The organism is Paenibacillus sp. OK076, from assembly GCF_900110055.1.
Lineage (GTDB): Bacteria > Bacillota > Bacilli > Paenibacillales > Paenibacillaceae > Paenibacillus.
In genome coordinates this window covers 3,680,979-3,696,163 of record NZ_FOCH01000001.1, presented here as the reverse complement: position 1 = coordinate 3,696,163, position 15,185 = coordinate 3,680,979, and the positions used below count along the sequence as shown (strand labels likewise).

Below are 15,185 nucleotides of genomic sequence, written 5' to 3'. Positions count from 1 at the left end.
CCCCGAACAACAGCGACCGATGGCCGATCCATCTCGAAGCGCCCGCAGGGTCCAACCAACCTTTTTCCAACCAAAATGTAATAAATTTTCACATTCTTCAAATACTAACCTAAATTACGCAGTAAAGGAGTGTTTCGGATGTCCCTGACACCCACTCCAACGGTCTATGTTCGTTTGCGCAGCCGTATTCGTATCCAAAGGGGCCGAAGTATCAAGCTTGGGGATGTAGCTCACTTGCTCACCTCTCCCGAAGAACAGGAAGGGAGGATGCTTGAGCTTGAATTGATGCGTCCCGGACCGGAGGACGGCAATCTGATCCTCATTGATATATTGCAGATTATCCCCGAGATCCGTCGTGCCTTGCCAGATGTCACCGTTGAATTAATCGGATCGGGTCATACGCTAGTTGAGGTGGTTGTGGGAAGTGGCAAGCCTTCCAAATCTCTGTTCATCCTGGTGTGGCTGCTGCTTTTCTTTGGCTCAGCATTGACCATTATGAATTTTCATGCGGACGTAAACATGCAGGAAGTTCAGATTCGAATTGTAGAGATGATTACAGGTCGCCGGGATGAGCATCCGTATCTGTTTCAGGTGGCGTATTCCCTTGGGATCGGGTTTGGCATGGCGGTGTTTTTCAATCATTTATTCAAGAAAAAGTGGAATGAAGAACCTACCCCTTTGGAAGTGGAAATGTTCCTATATCAGCAAAATGTAGACAAGTATGTGGTGATTGAAGAAACCGAACGTATGCATGACGAGGAACGCAGGGAGATGAATGCGGATGAGCGTTCTTAACGGAGCAATCAGCATTGTACTGGGCATTGCGGGGGGGATCGCGGTAGGGAGCGGTGTGATTGCGCTTATTCTCGTGCTTGATATGATCCCCAGACTAGCTCAGCTTACGCGGACCTACGACAAAACCCATTGGTATGAAGGGGCTTTGATTGGAGGTTCGCTGCTTGGTACCGTTGCGGATTTTTGGCACTGGAAAGTGCATGGAGCGCTGTTGCTCAGCCCGATCATCGGACTGTTTTGCGGTGTGTTCATCGGACTGCTTGCGGCGGCACTGACTGAAGTGCTGAATGTACTGCCAGTGCTGGCGAAACGACTGGGCATGAAATCGTATTTATTTGGATTGCTGCTTGCTATGATTTTGGGGAAGATGACAGGTTCACTGTTTGACTTTTTTGTATACCAGCGTTAAAACGTTAGGCCTAAGGAGGATGGGAAATGGACGTAAGATCGGACAACGACGGGCATGACTCCAGCGAAGCAACATCCGAAGAGATGAAGCATAAATCTCCTTATGAGATTCAGGAGGAAGAAGAAAAGAAGGCTTACGATAAAAAGAAGCAAAATGAAATGTCTGACAGTATCGAGGAATCGGTAGAATATTGGCAGGAAAACGACGATATTTCCCCTCGCATGAGTGATAACAAATATACGCTTCAGCAAGTGTTGGGACTTGGAGAGTCCTTTGATGTGAATATGAGGGAAATGGTCTTGGGTGGCAAACACGTTGGATTACTGCTGCTGACTGGGTTTGCGAAGGATGAGATTCTACTTGAAGTGTTAAAAAGGCTAACTTATCTGACACCGGACCAAGTGTCCGGACATGCGTTGAAATCGTATTTCGAATGTTACATTCCTCATATTCAAGTTGAGCGAGTGGAGAAAATGAGCGCCGTCATCAACAAGGTCCTCACAGGCATGAGTGCCATGTTTGTCGAAGGGGACCGTTCTGTCATCATTATGGATACCCGGAGCTATCCGGTGCGTTCCCCGGAGGAACCTTCGCTGGAGAGAGTGGTGCGCGGTTCAAGAGACGGATTTACGGAGACACTTCTGACCAACGTGGCGTTAGTGCGCCGAAGAATACGGGACCCAGGATTAAAATTTGAAATTATGCAGGTCGGACGCAGATCGCAAACGGATGTCTGTGTTGTATATATTGACGATATCGTGGACAAGGTTCAGGTGGATTCCGTTCGTGAAAAAATCAAACGAGTGAATATCGACGGTATCCCTGCTGCTGATAAGCAGCTTGAAGAAGCGATTATTAATAAGGGGTGGCACCCGTATCCATTGGTTCGTTATTCGGAACGGCCGGATGTGACCGCTTCTCATCTGATGGAAGGGCGAGTTGTCATATTTGTAGATACTTCACCCAGTGTGATGATTCTGCCCACGACCTTTTTTGATCTGTGTGAGCATGCGGAGGAGAACAGACAGACCGCTTTTATGGGGACCTATCTGCGATGGGTACGATTCGGGGGCATTTTGATATCCCTTTTCCTGTTGCCTCTGTGGTTACTGATGGTGATTGACCCGGCGATTAAACCCGTTGGTATGGAATTTATCGGTCCACATAAGAATGCAGAGCTTCCTCTAATTCTACAGTTCCTTCTCATTGAATTTGGGGTCGATTTATTACGGATGGCGGCTGTTCATACGCCCACGCCACTCGCGTCGGCCATGGGGTTGATTGCAGCGATTCTGGTTGGAGATATCGCTGTGAAAACGGGTTATTTTGTGGATGAAGTTGTACTGTATATGGCGATAGCCGCAATTGGCATGTTTGCAACTCCCAGTTATGAGCTTGGATTGGCCAATCGCTTGGTGAGGTTGTTTTTGCTGGTGGCCGTGGCGATTTTCAAGGTCCCTGGCTTCGTAGTCGGGACGACGTTCATTATTGTGGCTCTCACCTTGCATCGCTCCTACAACTCTTCGTATCTCTGGCCATTCATACCGTTTAATGCAAAGGCTTTGGGTAACTTTTTGTTCCGTTTGCCGCTGTTGGAAAATAAAAAACGTCCTTCAATCAACAAAACGCGTGACAATACCAAAATGGACAATGATCCGGACGGGGAACTGCAAAAAAGTAAAAAACACAAATGATCTGCCGAAAAATCCATTCTTCTCATTTTCTAATTTGATATACTGGTGTAAAATCATTGGAATAACAGCTGTTCCAGTATATAAAAAAGTGAGGAATGCAGATTATGTATTTACATGGTACAAGTAAAATAAATGCACAGGGACATCTGGAAATTGGCGGAGTCGATACAACCGACTTGAAAGCACAATTTGGAACTCCCCTGTATGTTGTGGACGAGCAATTGGTTCGTGAGCGCTGCAGAGAGTACATGGAAGCGTTCCGTGCTTCAGGTCTGGGCTTCCAGGTTGCTTATGCAAGTAAAGCATTCTGCGTAATGGCGATGTGTGCCCTTGCTGCGGAAGAAGGACTTTCCCTGGATGTTGTATCCGATGGTGAATTGTTCACCGCACTGCAAGCCGGTTTCCCGGCAGAGCGTATTCACTTCCACGGCAACAACAAAACGCTGGAAGAGATCGAAATGGCGCTTGATGCAGAGATTGGCTGCTTCGTTGTGGATAACTTCAATGAACTGCACTTGCTGCAAGCTGTAGCCGCAGACAAAAATCGCAAAGTTAACATTTTGCTGCGTGTGACGCCTGGTGTTGAAGCGCATACGCATGAATATATCTCGACAGGACAAACGGATTCCAAATTTGGATTCGATATCGGAAACGGAACGGCATTTGAAGCCATTGAATTGGCTTCCAAGCAGTCAAATCTGGTATTGCTCGGTGTACATTCACACATCGGATCACAAATCTTCGAAGTTGAAGGCTTCCAAATGGCCGTTCAACGCGTTGCTGAGTTTGCAGCAGCTGTGTATGAGCGTCTTAACGTGGCATTCAAAGTGGTTAATCTGGGCGGTGGCTTCGGTATCCGCTATATTGATGGAGATACACCACTTGAAGTTTCACAATACGTAAAAGCCATCACGGATGCGGTGAAAAATCATTTTGCTCAAATCGGCTATGCTGTGCCTGAGATCTGGGTTGAACCAGGCCGCAGCATTGTAGGTGAAGCGGGAACAACACTCTATACCGTTGGAACAAGCAAAGATATTCCAGGGGTTCGTAAATACGTTGCTGTGGATGGTGGAATGACAGACAATCCACGTCCAGCACTGTATGAGTCCAAATATGAAGCTGTATTGGCAAACCGTGCAAATGAGGCTGCTCAGGAAACGGTATCTGTTGCTGGTAAATGCTGTGAGAGTGGTGATATGCTGATCTGGGATCTGGACCTGCCTAAAGTGCAAAGCGGCGATCTGCTCGCAGTAGCTTGCACAGGCGCGTACAACTACTCTATGGCAAGCAACTACAACCGGATTCGTCGTCCGGCAGTGGTATTTGTCAAAGACGGTCAAGGCGATGTTGTCGTACGCCGTGAGACGTATCAGGATATCATCCAGAATGACCTGGTGCCTGAGCGCATTGCAAAGCAACCAGTTACCCGTTAATTAAAGGATATCTAACGGAGCTCTATTATGAAGAAGACAAAAAAGGACACTCCTTTTTTGTCTTCTTTTGCATCTTTAGGGCAGGATTTTGAAAAAATCTTGCTGATTATTTTGCGATCAATCCATTTTCAGTGTACACTAAGAAAAGTGCTATAAAGCTTGGCCCAGGGTCATGCGTTCTGGCACCATTAACGATGGTCAATACGAAAGGAGTCATTTACATATGGCGAAACAAGCGAAAATCAAAATGGCAAACGGCGGAGAAGTTGTAATCGATTTGTTCGATCAAGAAGCTCCAAACACAGTAGCAAACTTTGAGAAACTGGCTAACTCCGGTTTCTACAACGGTCTTGTATTCCACCGTGTTATTCCGGGCTTTGTAGCTCAAGGCGGATGCCCTAACGGTTCCGGTGCAGGCGGCCCAGGTTACACAATCAACTGTGAAATCAACCCGAACAAACATGAGCGCGGAACATTGGCTATGGCACATGCAGGCCGTAACACAGGCGGAAGCCAGTTCTACATCTGCTACCAACCGCAACCACATTTGGATGGACAACATACTGTATTTGGTAAAGTAACCAAAGGTATGGAGTTCGTGGACGCTTTCGAAGGTCGCGACAAAATGGAAACTGTTGAAGTAGTAGAAGCTTAATCAATATCCGTATGTAAACCGTTTCGCAATGAGCGAAGCGGTTTTTGTTTACACTTAAGCTTATTAAAAGTTAGTATGTGACAAAAAGGAACAAAAAACAATTGATTTTTTGACGTTAAAGTGCTAACATCCAATTAATAACGCAACGAATCCTTCAGGGCAGGGTGTAATTCCCTACCGGCGGTGATGCAGTATGTGAGGATATCTTTCCAGCATTGATGCAAAGTCCGTGACCCGTCTGCCTGTGGCAGATGGCTGATCTGGTGTAATTCCAGAACCGACAGTATAGTCTGGATGGGAGAAGGAGAGGGTGCCGTCCTTAGGGACCGCATTCCGCAGGAGTGTTGCTGTACAGTTTTTGATGAATTCATTTCCTGTGCAGGGAGAAATCCGGATACTTCCGGCAATCTTCATACATATGCCACATCATAGAAGCTCTTTACCTGTAATTGAAGTTCATTAAGGTATGTGTCTGCTTTCACTTGCCTGAAATGAAGTTTTGGGCGATGTGTTGTTGGCAATGTATCAATAGTACTGCTGGTGACACATGTCTCTCATCATCCCCATCGAACGGTTTGTTCGACGGGGATTTTTTAATATCAGTAAAGTAAAAACTTCGAAGTATGATGCTCTTGATATTGCAAGAAAAAATTCCGCTAAACGCGGTCTGGCTTCCTTGGAGTACTTCGATAGACGTTTTTTCTTATTGGATATGGAACATGCCTCTCTGTTGGAAGGGAGGTCTATAACTTGAGATTTTAACCGTGGGGTGAACGGACTTGGAAATGATTAATGATGAATTTTATATGGCGCTGGCACTGGATATGGCAGAGCGGGCACAAGGACAGACTGGAATCAATCCGGTAGTAGGTTGTGTCGTTGTTAAAGAAGGACGTATCGTGGGCCTCGGAAGTCATCTCAAACGGGGAACGGGTCATGCAGAGGTTCATGCGCTGAACATGGCGGGCAGTGATGCGGAAGGCAGTACAGTATACGTTACGCTTGAACCCTGTAGCCATTATGGCAAGACTCCACCATGCAGTGAACGTCTCATTCATGAGAAAGTGAAACGTGTCGTCGTATGCTGCGAAGATCCGAATCCGCAAGTCTCAGGCAGAGGGATCAGCATGCTGCGTCAACAAGGGATCGAAGTTGAAGTTGGAGTGCTGCGTGAGCGCGGAAGACGGATGAACGAGAAATTCATCAAATACATTACAACAGGTCTCCCCTTTGTAACTTTGAAGACGGCCTCTACTCTGGATGGCAAAATCGCTACGCGTAGCGGTGACAGCAAATGGATCTCTAACGAGTCAGCTCGCGAGATTGTACACGCACTTCGTCATCGCCATCAAGGAATTATGGTTGGTGTGGAAACGGTCATTGCAGACAATCCCGAACTCACGACTCGCTTGCAAGTGGAAGGGATCAGCCCGGTACGAATTGTGGTCGATTCCAAGCTACGTCTGCCTGTAGGAGCCAAAATGGTTAAGGATGGCCTTGCACCAACCTGGGTGCTTACAACGGATGAGGCGAGCCCTGAAGCCGCTGAGCGGCTTGAGGCCTATGGGGTGGAGATTATACGTTGTGGTCCAGGACCACGTGTTGATCTGCTAAGTGCACTCAGCAAGCTCGGTGAGCGTGAAATTGGTTCGATTCTGCTTGAAGGCGGGGGTACTCTGAATGGTGCCATGCTGGAAGCGCGATTGGTAGATCGACTGCTCATGTTCATTGCTCCGAAAATTGTCGGAGGATACGAAACACCAGGCAGTTTCCGCTTCGAGGGTGTTGAGCGCATGAGTCAGGCGATTCAATTGCATCAGCTGGAAATTGAGCAAGTTGGAGATAATATTAGCATTGGCGGAATTCCGGTTTGGCCTGAATAAATGAATTGATTGAATTAACAATAACGAAATAAATAAAGGAGGCGGTAGCATGTTTACCGGTTTGGTGGAAGAAGTCGGTCAGATCCGGCGTATAGGTCGGAAAGGCGAAGCGATGGTCCTGAATATCGGAGCTTCCGCCATCATGAACGACTTGAAGATTGGCGATAGTGTAGCCGTAAACGGGGTATGCTTAACTGCGACTACCCTGGAGGGTGGCGGTTTTACTGCTGACGTGATGCCTGAGACCTATCGACATACCAATCTTAGTCAATTGCAATCCGGCAGCAAAGTTAATCTGGAGCGAGCCATGTTGTCAGGTGGTCGTTTTGGCGGGCATATCGTTCAGGGCCATGTCGATGGCACTGGGGTCATTGGCAGCATTACACGTGACCAGAATGCGATTGTTTTCGAGATCAAACCTGATGATACGCAACTGTTCAAATATCTGATACCCAAAGGGTCTGTAACCCTGGACGGAATTAGTCTGACCGTTGTGCATACTTCACAGACCGCATTCACTGTATCCATTATTCCACACACCATTGGTGAGACCGTATTAAATGTGAAAAAGACGGGGGATACCATCAATATTGAGTGTGATATTTTGGGCAAATATGTGGATCATCTGTTGCACTATGGTAAGGGACATCAGGAGACAGGTACGGGCAAGCCGAGAAGTATCAGTGAGGATTTCCTTGCTAATCACGGATTTGCTTAACAAATCGTAATTGCTTAACTACAAATATAAATTGAAATAGAAACTGGAGGGGGACCTATGTCAGAGAAATCCATTCTGAATTCTATTGAGGAAGCCATCTACGATCTCATGCAGGGTAAACCAGTTATTGTGGTGGATGATGAGGATCGGGAGAATGAAGGTGACTTTATCGCTTTGGCGGAAAAGGCTACACCTGAAGTGATCAATTTCATGATTACCGAAGGCAGAGGTCTGGTGTGTGTTCCCATTACGCAGCAACGTGCCGATGAACTCAACCTGAAACCTATGGTCCAGCAAAATACGGACTTTCATGGGACGGCTTTTACCGTCTCTGTAGATCATAAAGATACCACAACGGGCATCTCGGCTCATGAACGCTCCATTACAGTTAAGGGTCTAATTGATCCCGAAGCGAAAAGCGGAGATTTCCGCAAGCCGGGCCACATGTTCCCACTTATTGCTAAAGATGGCGGTGTGCTACGACGCGCGGGCCACACGGAAGCGGCTGTAGATCTCGCCATTATGTGCGGTTCCTATCCGGCAGGTGTAATCTGTGAAGTGATCAAGGAAGATGGCACGATGGCCAGACTTCCGGATCTACAGGAGATCGCCCGCAAGCATGATCTGAAGCTAATCAGCATTCAGGATATGATTCGGTACCGGAATGAGAAGGAACAGCTGGTTCAACGCGAAGTAGCTGTACGTATGCCAACGGACTTTGGTGAATTCCAGGCGGTGGCCTACACCAATGCGGTGGACAACAAGGAGCATGTTGCTTTGGTTAAAGGCGAAATTGATGGTTCGAAGCCTGTATTGGTCCGCGTACACTCCGAATGTCTCACAGGGGATGTTTTCCATTCCCATCGCTGTGACTGTGGTCCACAATTCGATGCAGCTTTGAAACAGATCCATGACGAAGGCAATGGCGTCCTGCTCTATATGAGACAGGAAGGACGAGGCATTGGACTGATCAACAAGCTCAAAGCCTACAAACTGCAAGAAGAAGGTCTGGACACCGTGGATGCCAATCTGAAGCTTGGGTTTGCTGCCGATCTTCGAGATTACGGCATTGGTGCCCAAATTCTCAAGGATCTTGGCGTTCGTCAAATCCGTTTGTTAACCAACAATCCACGCAAAATTAAAGGGCTTGAAGGTTACGGACTTGAAGTGGTGGAACGAGTTCCGATTCAGATGGAAGAGAACGAGGATAATACGGTTTACCTGCACACGAAGCAGGCAAAACTCGGCCATATGCTAAAGTTCGACGATATCGAGCAGAATGAAGAAAAAAACTGAGTAGCTTTTCTGAGTTAAATAAGTGAAATATTTGCCGAAGATCAGCTGCATACATCATATAATACAATTAGGGAGATGACTTGAATGCCACACTTTTTTGAAGGACATTTGGTATCAGAAGGATTAAAATATGGAGTGGTTGTAGGACGTTTTAACGAGTTCATTACAAGCAAATTGCTCAGCGGAGCACTGGATGCGTTCAAACGTCACGGTGTACAAGATAATGAAGTGGATGTAGCGTGGGTTCCAGGAGCTTTTGAAATCCCGTTGATTGCACAAAAAATGGCTGAAAGTGGAAAATATGATGCAGTCATTACGTTGGGGACGGTTATCCGTGGTTCAACAACACATTATGATTATGTGTGCAATGAGATGGCTAAGGGTGTAGCCGCAATTAACCTGAAAACAGGCGTACCTACAATCTTCGGCCTCGTTACAACAGAGAATATTGAACAGGCCATTGAACGTGCTGGAACAAAGGCAGGAAACAAAGGCTGGGATGCAGCTACTGCCGCGATTGAAATGGCGAACTTGACGAAACAGCTAAAATAGTGCTTATTTAATATAGTGCCCTGCTCTGCGCAGACGAAAACGGGAGACCGGATTCGGCGGCTTAGCGGGGGTTTTTATTTTTCTGGCGGGAGGATTCGTCTAGTGACGGTAGTTACATACAAACTGGAGACTTTTGAAGGGCCTTTGGATCTGCTGCTTCATTTGATCGATAAGGCAGAGATTCATATCCAGGATATTCCCATCAGCGATATTACCGATCAATATATGGCGTATCTGCATTCGATGCAGGAGCTGGAGCTGGATATTACGAGTGAATTTTTGGTAATGGCAGCAACATTGCTGTCAATCAAGAGCAAACTATTACTGCCCAAACCACCGGTAATCGAGGATTTTGAGGATTATGCATATATGGAAGATGAAGATTATGATCCACGTGCCGAACTGATTGCACGTCTGATTGAATATCGCAAATACAAGGGAATTGCGCGTCACTTGCACGAACGGGAGTGGGAACGCAGCCTTATTTTCTCCAAAGAGCCCGAGGATTTGCGGCCGTATATGCCTGTAGAAGCACAATCGAATCCGGTAGAGGGTTTGCATACCTCTGATCTGATTGCAGCCTTTCAGAAGGCGCTGCGTAAGGCGGAGAAGCGGACAACCGTAACTCGGATCCAGCGGGATGAAATCTCGGTTAAGGATCGCATTCGCGATGTTATCGGCGCGTTGGAAAGTATGGGACCGGGGGGCAGGCTGTTATTCTCCAAGCTGCTGGATAACCAAATTTATCGGCATGAGATTGTCGTAACTTTTCTGGCGGTGCTGGAGCTGATGAAGATGAAGCAGATTGTCTGTTATCAGGAGCGGATGTTTGAGGATATCGTTATGGAGTGGAGAGGGGAAACAAAGAATCATGGATTTTCCGAAATTGAAATCGATTATTGAAGGCCTGCTGTTTTTGTCCGGAGAAGAAGGTCTGAGTATCAAACAAATCGCCGAGATCGTGGATCAGCGAGCCGAACTGGTATCGGATGCGATCGAGGAAATGATCGCTGAATTTGCCAAGCAGGGACGAGGCGTACAAATTCTTAAAATTGCAGGGGTAGTCCAACTGGGGACATTACCGGAACATGCAGCTTATTTTGAGAAATTGGCTTATTCACCTGCACGTACCTCTTTATCCCAGGCGGCTTTGGAGACGCTCGCTATTGTGGCGTATCGTCAGCCTATCACGCGGGTGGAGATTGAGGAGATCCGTGGCGTAAAATCCGAACGTGCCATTCATACCCTTGTGAACAAGGATCTCATTCAGGAAGTGGGACGGGCTGAGGCCATTGGACGCCCAATTCTATATGGCACTACCAAGTCCTTCCTGGATTACTTTGGCTTGGCTTCGCTCAAAGATCTGCCTGAGCCAGGGTTGTTTGAAGATTCCGAGAACCTGGAGGAAGAAACACAGCTGCTTTTTGAAAAATTGGATGTGCAGCATGTGGATCTGGATCTTGATAATACAAATCTTGAAGATGATACAAATGCAAACGATATTAATAACGAAGATGATCCTTTGAACTCATAACTTTGCAGTCTGGATCGATCCAAAACCGGTACCCTGTCGGAGGGCCGGTTTTTTTGACGTGGTAAACGGAATGTATTACAAGGTGGTTGTGCAAAGATTAAATGGAATTTTCAGGTCAGACGTGAATTTTTTCCTATATAGAGTGTCATACTAGACGAGAAAAGAATTGAGGGCTTGGAGGTAAGGCCTGTGTGGATTTGGCTTGGAGGAATCGGCTTGTTGATCGCACTGCTTCTTGTCGCAGTCCTCATCTCGTATGTTCATGTGCATTTTACATTCAGGAAACACAATCATGATGATTATGCCAAGATTACGGTTCGTCTGCTATATGGCATTGTGCGTATTAACTATGAAATTCCTAGTATCGTCTTTCGGAATATGAAGGAAGGTTTCCTTGTGAAGACGGAGCAGCGAATGAATCATTCGAGGGGCGAAGCCCAGAGCAACGAGCGTGTTAACAAACGTAAAGTCAAAAAATGGGCTAAGGATGTAAAGATCATGCTCAGGGCAACGGAAGCATTAAAGCTCTGGATCAAGCAAACGCTCACTCGTGTACATATGACTCACTGGTCCTGGTCCACTCGCATTGGCGTCGGCGATGCAGCATATACGGCTGTTCTCATAGGTTGGGTGTGGAGTATCAAGTCGATCATCATTGGATACCTCTCTTATCAAATCCGTTTTGAACAAACGCCAAAGTTACAAGTTGTGCCGGTGTGGGAAGACGAGATGGAGTTCCAAACCGAGCTGGATTGGAAACTAAAGATCCGGATCTCAGCAGTCATGATCGCAGGACTTACGTTGTTAACCCGAGTGCTTCAAGTTGAGGGAGGATGGCGGATGTGGTTCAAACTCCTACAAGAACAACGTCGCAGACGCAAACTAAAGCTCAAGAAACAACACAGTAAATCGCACATATGAGTGCATGTATTGTTCCGTGTTATTTAGCTTTCATGAAAATGATTGCGGGTGCGAGTGGAACAATGGCTCTTGGCTGGATCTATTCGGTAGTTAAAGTGAAGCCGAGTATGCGACAATTTTCTACAGTTTGCTTGCAACTGCCTGGTTTTATTTTGCCGAGTCAGCGGTTTGAAGTATTGAGGTTTAGTTAAATGGCTGGCTTACATAAGTCCCTACAAGTTTGGGGATGATATGGTTAGATCAAACCTAGCTTAAATTGAAACTGGAGGGAATTCAAATGTCAGATCATCCAATTCAAGGCTTAATGGAAACCGCAATGGAAAATATCAAGGCCATGGTGGATGTCAATACAATCGTGGGCGATGCGGTTGAAACACCTGATGGTACCGTAATTTTGCCGATCAGTAAAGTAGGATTCGGATTCGCTGCGGGTGGCAGTGATTTTCATGTGAGTGATGGAAGCAGCAAAGGTGGAAACGGTGGTAGCAGCGGAAACAGTACTACTGAGCATGCCAGCTCCGCATCAGTTGCCTCACCATTTGGAGGAGGAAGTGGGGGCGGCGTATCCATTCGTCCTATCGCATTCCTGGTAGTTGGCAAACAGGGCGTTCATATCGTGCCGCTTGACAACTCAACGCATCTGTTTGAGAAACTGATCGATTCCACACCGTATGTGATGGACAGAATTCAGGACATGTTCCGCAATCGTAATACAGCACAATCTGCCGAGTCCGGTATTCCTGTCACACCTGATCCTTCTACGTACAGCTAAATGATTCGTTTAAAATCCCTTCCGCAGCGCATGCGAGAGGGATTTTTGCTGTTTTCTAACACTGGGACATACTTCGGGTTGTCCAGACATAAGCTAGTACAAGATTCCAAGTGACCCGGAGGAATGAATCGATGCGAAAATTAATGAAATTTATGGCGTGTATGTTTGTACCTTTGTTTCTGTTTCCCTCTATTGGGCTTGCTGAAGCCCAGGGAACCATACCTGGCCCCTCAAACCATGCGCAAAGCGCTGCTCTCATTGATGTGACTTCAGGCCGAATATTGTACAGCAAGGATGGGGATAAGGAACTCAGAATTGCCAGCTTAACCAAAATCATGACAGCAATTGTTGCGATTGAACACGGTAAACTGGATGACAAAGTAAAGGTAACTTCTTCGGCTTTTGCCAAAGAAGGCTCGTCCATCTATCTCAAGCTGGGTGAAGAAATGACGCTGGAAAATATGCTGTATGGGCTGATGCTGCGATCAGGCAACGATGCGGCCTCGGCGATTGCTGAACATGTCGGTGGATCTGAAGAAGGTTTCGTGCTGTTAATGAACAAAAAGGCAGAGCAAATGGGTCTGACGCATTCCCATTTTATGAATCCCCATGGACTTGATGCAGACGGTCACTACTCTACCGCCAATGATCTGGCACGCTTAACCGCGTATGCGCTCAAGAATCCGGTTTTCAAACGAATTGTAGCTACAGAGAACAAATCAGCTCCAAATCCGAATGAGAGCTGGCAGTACTCCTGGCAAAACAAAAATAAAATGCTGCGGTTGTATGAGGGAGCCGATGGCGTAAAGACCGGATATACCAAAAAGGCGTTCCGTTGTCTCGTCAGCTCGGCTACTCGCAATGGACAACAGCTTGCTGCGGTAACCCTGAACGACGGCGATGACTGGAATGACCATGCTCGCATGCTGGATTTCGGTTTTGAAAACTTCCCTTTGGTGGAAATTGCAAAAAAGGAACAGCCTGTACAGAACACGGATGTAGTCACAGGTCGCGGGTTCACCTATCCTCTGGCGAAGAGTGAGACAGCCTCATTGGCGAAAAAGCTGATTTTACTCGAAAACCGTGCCCAGAAGGGTTCGAAGGGAGATGCAACATCGACAGATCCTTCCTTTGGACTGGCCGGTCGAATTGATATGCAGCTTGACGGAAAACTTGTAGGTTCTATTCCTGTGTATCGCAAAGGAAGTTATATTCCGCCGGAGCCGAAGGCAGAGGATGCAACTCTGGGGGGGATTGGTGAAATTTCTACCTGGGCTTCCGCATGGCGTGCAGTATTAAGCCATTTGTTATCTCCATAATGAGGGGAGGGTTATCCTTTGATCAATGTAATCTGGCTTCTCATGATTGTAACCGGCTTTGCTTTTGCAGCAGCACAAGGCAAAATTGAAATTGTTACACAGGCGGCTTTTGATGGAGCAGCAACCGGAGTAACGGTATGTTTTGGGCTGATCAGTGTGCTCGTGTTCTGGATGGGCATGATGAAAATGGCTGAGGATGCCGGGCTGCTGGGCCGAATTGCGAAGCTGTTGGGTCCGGTTGTTGCCTTTCTGTTCCCGGATGTTCCGCGGAATCATCCAGCTATGGGCTATATTTTATCCAACATGAGTGCCAATCTGCTCGGCCTAGGCAATGCGGCAACCCCAATGGGGATCAAAGCCATGCAGCAGCTGCAAGAGTTGAATCCGGATAAACAAACGGCTTCCCCTGCCATGTGTACTTTGCTGGCTCTGAATACGGCGAGTATCACTATTATCCCGACAACCCTGATAGCTATTCGTCTTAATTATCATTCCGCGAACGCCACGGAAATTGTAGGCACAACGCTAATGGCAACCATTATTGCGACATTTGCAGCCATCGTAGCCGATCGCTGGTACCGAAACAGGGCACTTCACAGGCCGCCGCGTGTACATAAAAGTGATAATCCCGGTATGAAAGGATGAGCAACGTTGTTAACCTTCATCAACTGGATTTCCGTCTGGGCCATTCCGGTTATCATCGCGTTTGTTCCATTATATGCGTTTACCAAAAAGGTCCCGGTCTACGAGTCTTTTGTTGATGGGGCCAAAGATGGTTTCTCTACGGCAATCAGCATTATTCCCCATCTGGTAGGCATGATGGTAGCGATCAGTGTATTCCGTGCCTCCGGTGCATTGGATTATGTGATCAGTCTATTCGCACCACTTGTGTCCTGGATGGGGGTTCCGGGAGAAGTATTGCCACTCGGTATTTTGCGTCCTTTGACCGGGACAGGCTCGCTTGCTTTTACGACAGATCTGATCAAAACGTATGGTCCTGACTCGATGATTGGCCGCATGGCTTCTACGATTCAAGGCAGTACGGATACAACACTATATGTATTGACAGTTTATTTTGGAGCGGTAGGTATACGTAATGGTCGATATGCGCTCAAAGTTGGGTTGTTTTCCGATGTGGTTGGTTTCATTGCTGCCTTGGTCATTTGTTTAATTGTATTTGGGTAAAAAATATGCCCTCTCC

16 protein-coding genes and 1 riboswitch are annotated in these 15,185 nt (G+C 46.9%); all 16 genes read left to right on the top strand.

The window, feature by feature from the left end:
• The first annotated feature begins 138 nt into the window (after positions 1-138).
• The 16 genes from BMY78_RS16380 to BMY78_RS16305 all read left to right on the top strand — a co-directional run bounded on the left by BMY78_RS16380 (position 139) and on the right by BMY78_RS16305 (position 15,169).
• Entirely contained in the window at positions 139-795 is a 657-nt protein-coding gene (locus tag BMY78_RS16380; protein ID WP_090900702.1) for a stage V sporulation protein AA, read from the top strand.
• On the top strand, positions 782-1,204 hold the full coding sequence (locus BMY78_RS16375; RefSeq protein ID WP_063565738.1) for a stage V sporulation protein AB: 423 nt from the start codon (positions 782-784) through the stop codon (positions 1,202-1,204). The genes BMY78_RS16380 and BMY78_RS16375 overlap by 14 nt, the downstream gene beginning before the upstream one ends.
• Before the next feature lie 83 nt (positions 1,205-1,287).
• Entirely contained in the window at positions 1,288-2,898 is a 1,611-nt protein-coding gene (locus tag BMY78_RS16370) for a spore germination protein (protein WP_090902520.1), read from the top strand.
• A 104-nt stretch (positions 2,899-3,002) separates the two neighbouring features.
• Positions 3,003-4,334 (top strand): diaminopimelate decarboxylase, encoded by a 1,332-nt coding sequence (gene lysA, locus BMY78_RS16365; RefSeq protein WP_090900699.1) that lies wholly within the window; start codon positions 3,003-3,005, stop codon positions 4,332-4,334.
• Positions 4,335-4,557: 223 nt separating this feature from the next.
• Complete coding sequence (locus tag BMY78_RS16360; RefSeq protein WP_024630947.1) at positions 4,558-4,989, top strand: peptidylprolyl isomerase; 432 nt, start codon at positions 4,558-4,560, stop codon at positions 4,987-4,989.
• 146 nt (positions 4,990-5,135) lie between these two features.
• A riboswitch (FMN riboswitch) is annotated at positions 5,136-5,299 on the top strand.
• Positions 5,300-5,768: 469 nt separating this feature from the next.
• Positions 5,769-6,872, top strand: a complete 1,104-nt coding sequence (gene ribD / locus BMY78_RS16355) for a bifunctional diaminohydroxyphosphoribosylaminopyrimidine deaminase/5-amino-6-(5-phosphoribosylamino)uracil reductase RibD (protein ID WP_076291914.1) — start codon at positions 5,769-5,771, stop codon at positions 6,870-6,872.
• A 49-nt stretch (positions 6,873-6,921) separates the two neighbouring features.
• Positions 6,922-7,590 carry a riboflavin synthase gene (gene ribE, locus BMY78_RS16350; RefSeq protein WP_090900696.1) on the top strand — a complete coding sequence of 223 codons (669 nt, stop codon included), beginning with the start codon at positions 6,922-6,924 and terminating at the stop codon, positions 7,588-7,590.
• 57 nt (positions 7,591-7,647) lie between these two features.
• The gene (locus BMY78_RS16345) at positions 7,648-8,886 is read left to right on the top strand and encodes a bifunctional 3,4-dihydroxy-2-butanone-4-phosphate synthase/GTP cyclohydrolase II (RefSeq protein ID WP_090900693.1); all 1,239 of its coding nucleotides are present in this window, start codon (positions 7,648-7,650) and stop codon (positions 8,884-8,886) included.
• Positions 8,887-8,970: 84 nt separating this feature from the next.
• Positions 8,971-9,438, top strand: a complete 468-nt coding sequence (gene ribE / locus BMY78_RS16340) for a 6,7-dimethyl-8-ribityllumazine synthase (RefSeq protein WP_062324408.1) — start codon at positions 8,971-8,973, stop codon at positions 9,436-9,438.
• A 102-nt stretch (positions 9,439-9,540) separates the two neighbouring features.
• Positions 9,541-10,341 carry a segregation and condensation protein A gene (locus tag BMY78_RS16335; protein WP_024630942.1) on the top strand — a complete coding sequence of 267 codons (801 nt, stop codon included), beginning with the start codon at positions 9,541-9,543 and terminating at the stop codon, positions 10,339-10,341.
• Positions 10,310-10,972 carry an SMC-Scp complex subunit ScpB gene (scpB, locus tag BMY78_RS16330; RefSeq protein ID WP_090900690.1) on the top strand — a complete coding sequence of 221 codons (663 nt, stop codon included), beginning with the start codon at positions 10,310-10,312 and terminating at the stop codon, positions 10,970-10,972. The genes BMY78_RS16335 and scpB overlap by 32 nt, the downstream gene beginning before the upstream one ends.
• Positions 10,973-11,161: 189 nt before the next feature.
• Positions 11,162-11,893, top strand: coding sequence for a DUF2953 domain-containing protein (locus BMY78_RS16325; RefSeq protein WP_090900687.1), 732 nt, complete (start codon positions 11,162-11,164; stop codon positions 11,891-11,893).
• A gap of 277 nt (positions 11,894-12,170) precedes the next feature.
• Entirely contained in the window at positions 12,171-12,665 is a 495-nt protein-coding gene (ytfJ, locus tag BMY78_RS16320; RefSeq protein WP_090900684.1) for a GerW family sporulation protein, read from the top strand.
• A 131-nt stretch (positions 12,666-12,796) separates the two neighbouring features.
• Positions 12,797-13,984 (top strand): D-alanyl-D-alanine carboxypeptidase family protein, encoded by a 1,188-nt coding sequence (locus BMY78_RS16315; protein ID WP_090900681.1) that lies wholly within the window; start codon positions 12,797-12,799, stop codon positions 13,982-13,984.
• A 42-nt stretch (positions 13,985-14,026) separates the two neighbouring features.
• Positions 14,027-14,629, top strand: a complete 603-nt coding sequence (locus BMY78_RS16310; protein ID WP_371129172.1) for a nucleoside recognition domain-containing protein — start codon at positions 14,027-14,029, stop codon at positions 14,627-14,629.
• Between the two features lie 6 nt (positions 14,630-14,635).
• Positions 14,636-15,169, top strand: coding sequence for a spore maturation protein (locus BMY78_RS16305; protein ID WP_062324415.1), 534 nt, complete (start codon positions 14,636-14,638; stop codon positions 15,167-15,169).
• Positions 15,170-15,185 lie beyond the last annotated feature (16 nt).

Bases quoted from the DNA above. Each gene is read 5' to 3' on its own strand.
- BMY78_RS16380 (WP_090900702.1), top strand. From the start codon at position 139: ATGTCCCTGACACCCACTCCAACGGTCTATGTTCGTTTGCGCAGCCGT.
- BMY78_RS16375 (WP_063565738.1), top strand. From the start codon at position 782: ATGAGCGTTCTTAACGGAGCAATCAGCATTGTACTGGGCATTGCGGGG.
- BMY78_RS16370 (WP_090902520.1), top strand. From the start codon at position 1,288: ATGAAGCATAAATCTCCTTATGAGATTCAGGAGGAAGAAGAAAAGAAG.
- lysA (WP_090900699.1), top strand. From the start codon at position 3,003: ATGTATTTACATGGTACAAGTAAAATAAATGCACAGGGACATCTGGAA.
- BMY78_RS16360 (WP_024630947.1), top strand. From the start codon at position 4,558: ATGGCGAAACAAGCGAAAATCAAAATGGCAAACGGCGGAGAAGTTGTA.
- ribE (WP_090900696.1), top strand. From the start codon at position 6,922: ATGTTTACCGGTTTGGTGGAAGAAGTCGGTCAGATCCGGCGTATAGGT.
- BMY78_RS16345 (WP_090900693.1), top strand. From the start codon at position 7,648: ATGTCAGAGAAATCCATTCTGAATTCTATTGAGGAAGCCATCTACGAT.
- ribE (WP_062324408.1), top strand. From the start codon at position 8,971: ATGCCACACTTTTTTGAAGGACATTTGGTATCAGAAGGATTAAAATAT.
- scpB (WP_090900690.1), top strand. From the start codon at position 10,310: ATGGATTTTCCGAAATTGAAATCGATTATTGAAGGCCTGCTGTTTTTG.
- ytfJ (WP_090900684.1), top strand. From the start codon at position 12,171: ATGTCAGATCATCCAATTCAAGGCTTAATGGAAACCGCAATGGAAAAT.
- BMY78_RS16315 (WP_090900681.1), top strand. From the start codon at position 12,797: ATGCGAAAATTAATGAAATTTATGGCGTGTATGTTTGTACCTTTGTTT.
- BMY78_RS16310 (WP_371129172.1), top strand. From the start codon at position 14,027: ATGATTGTAACCGGCTTTGCTTTTGCAGCAGCACAAGGCAAAATTGAA.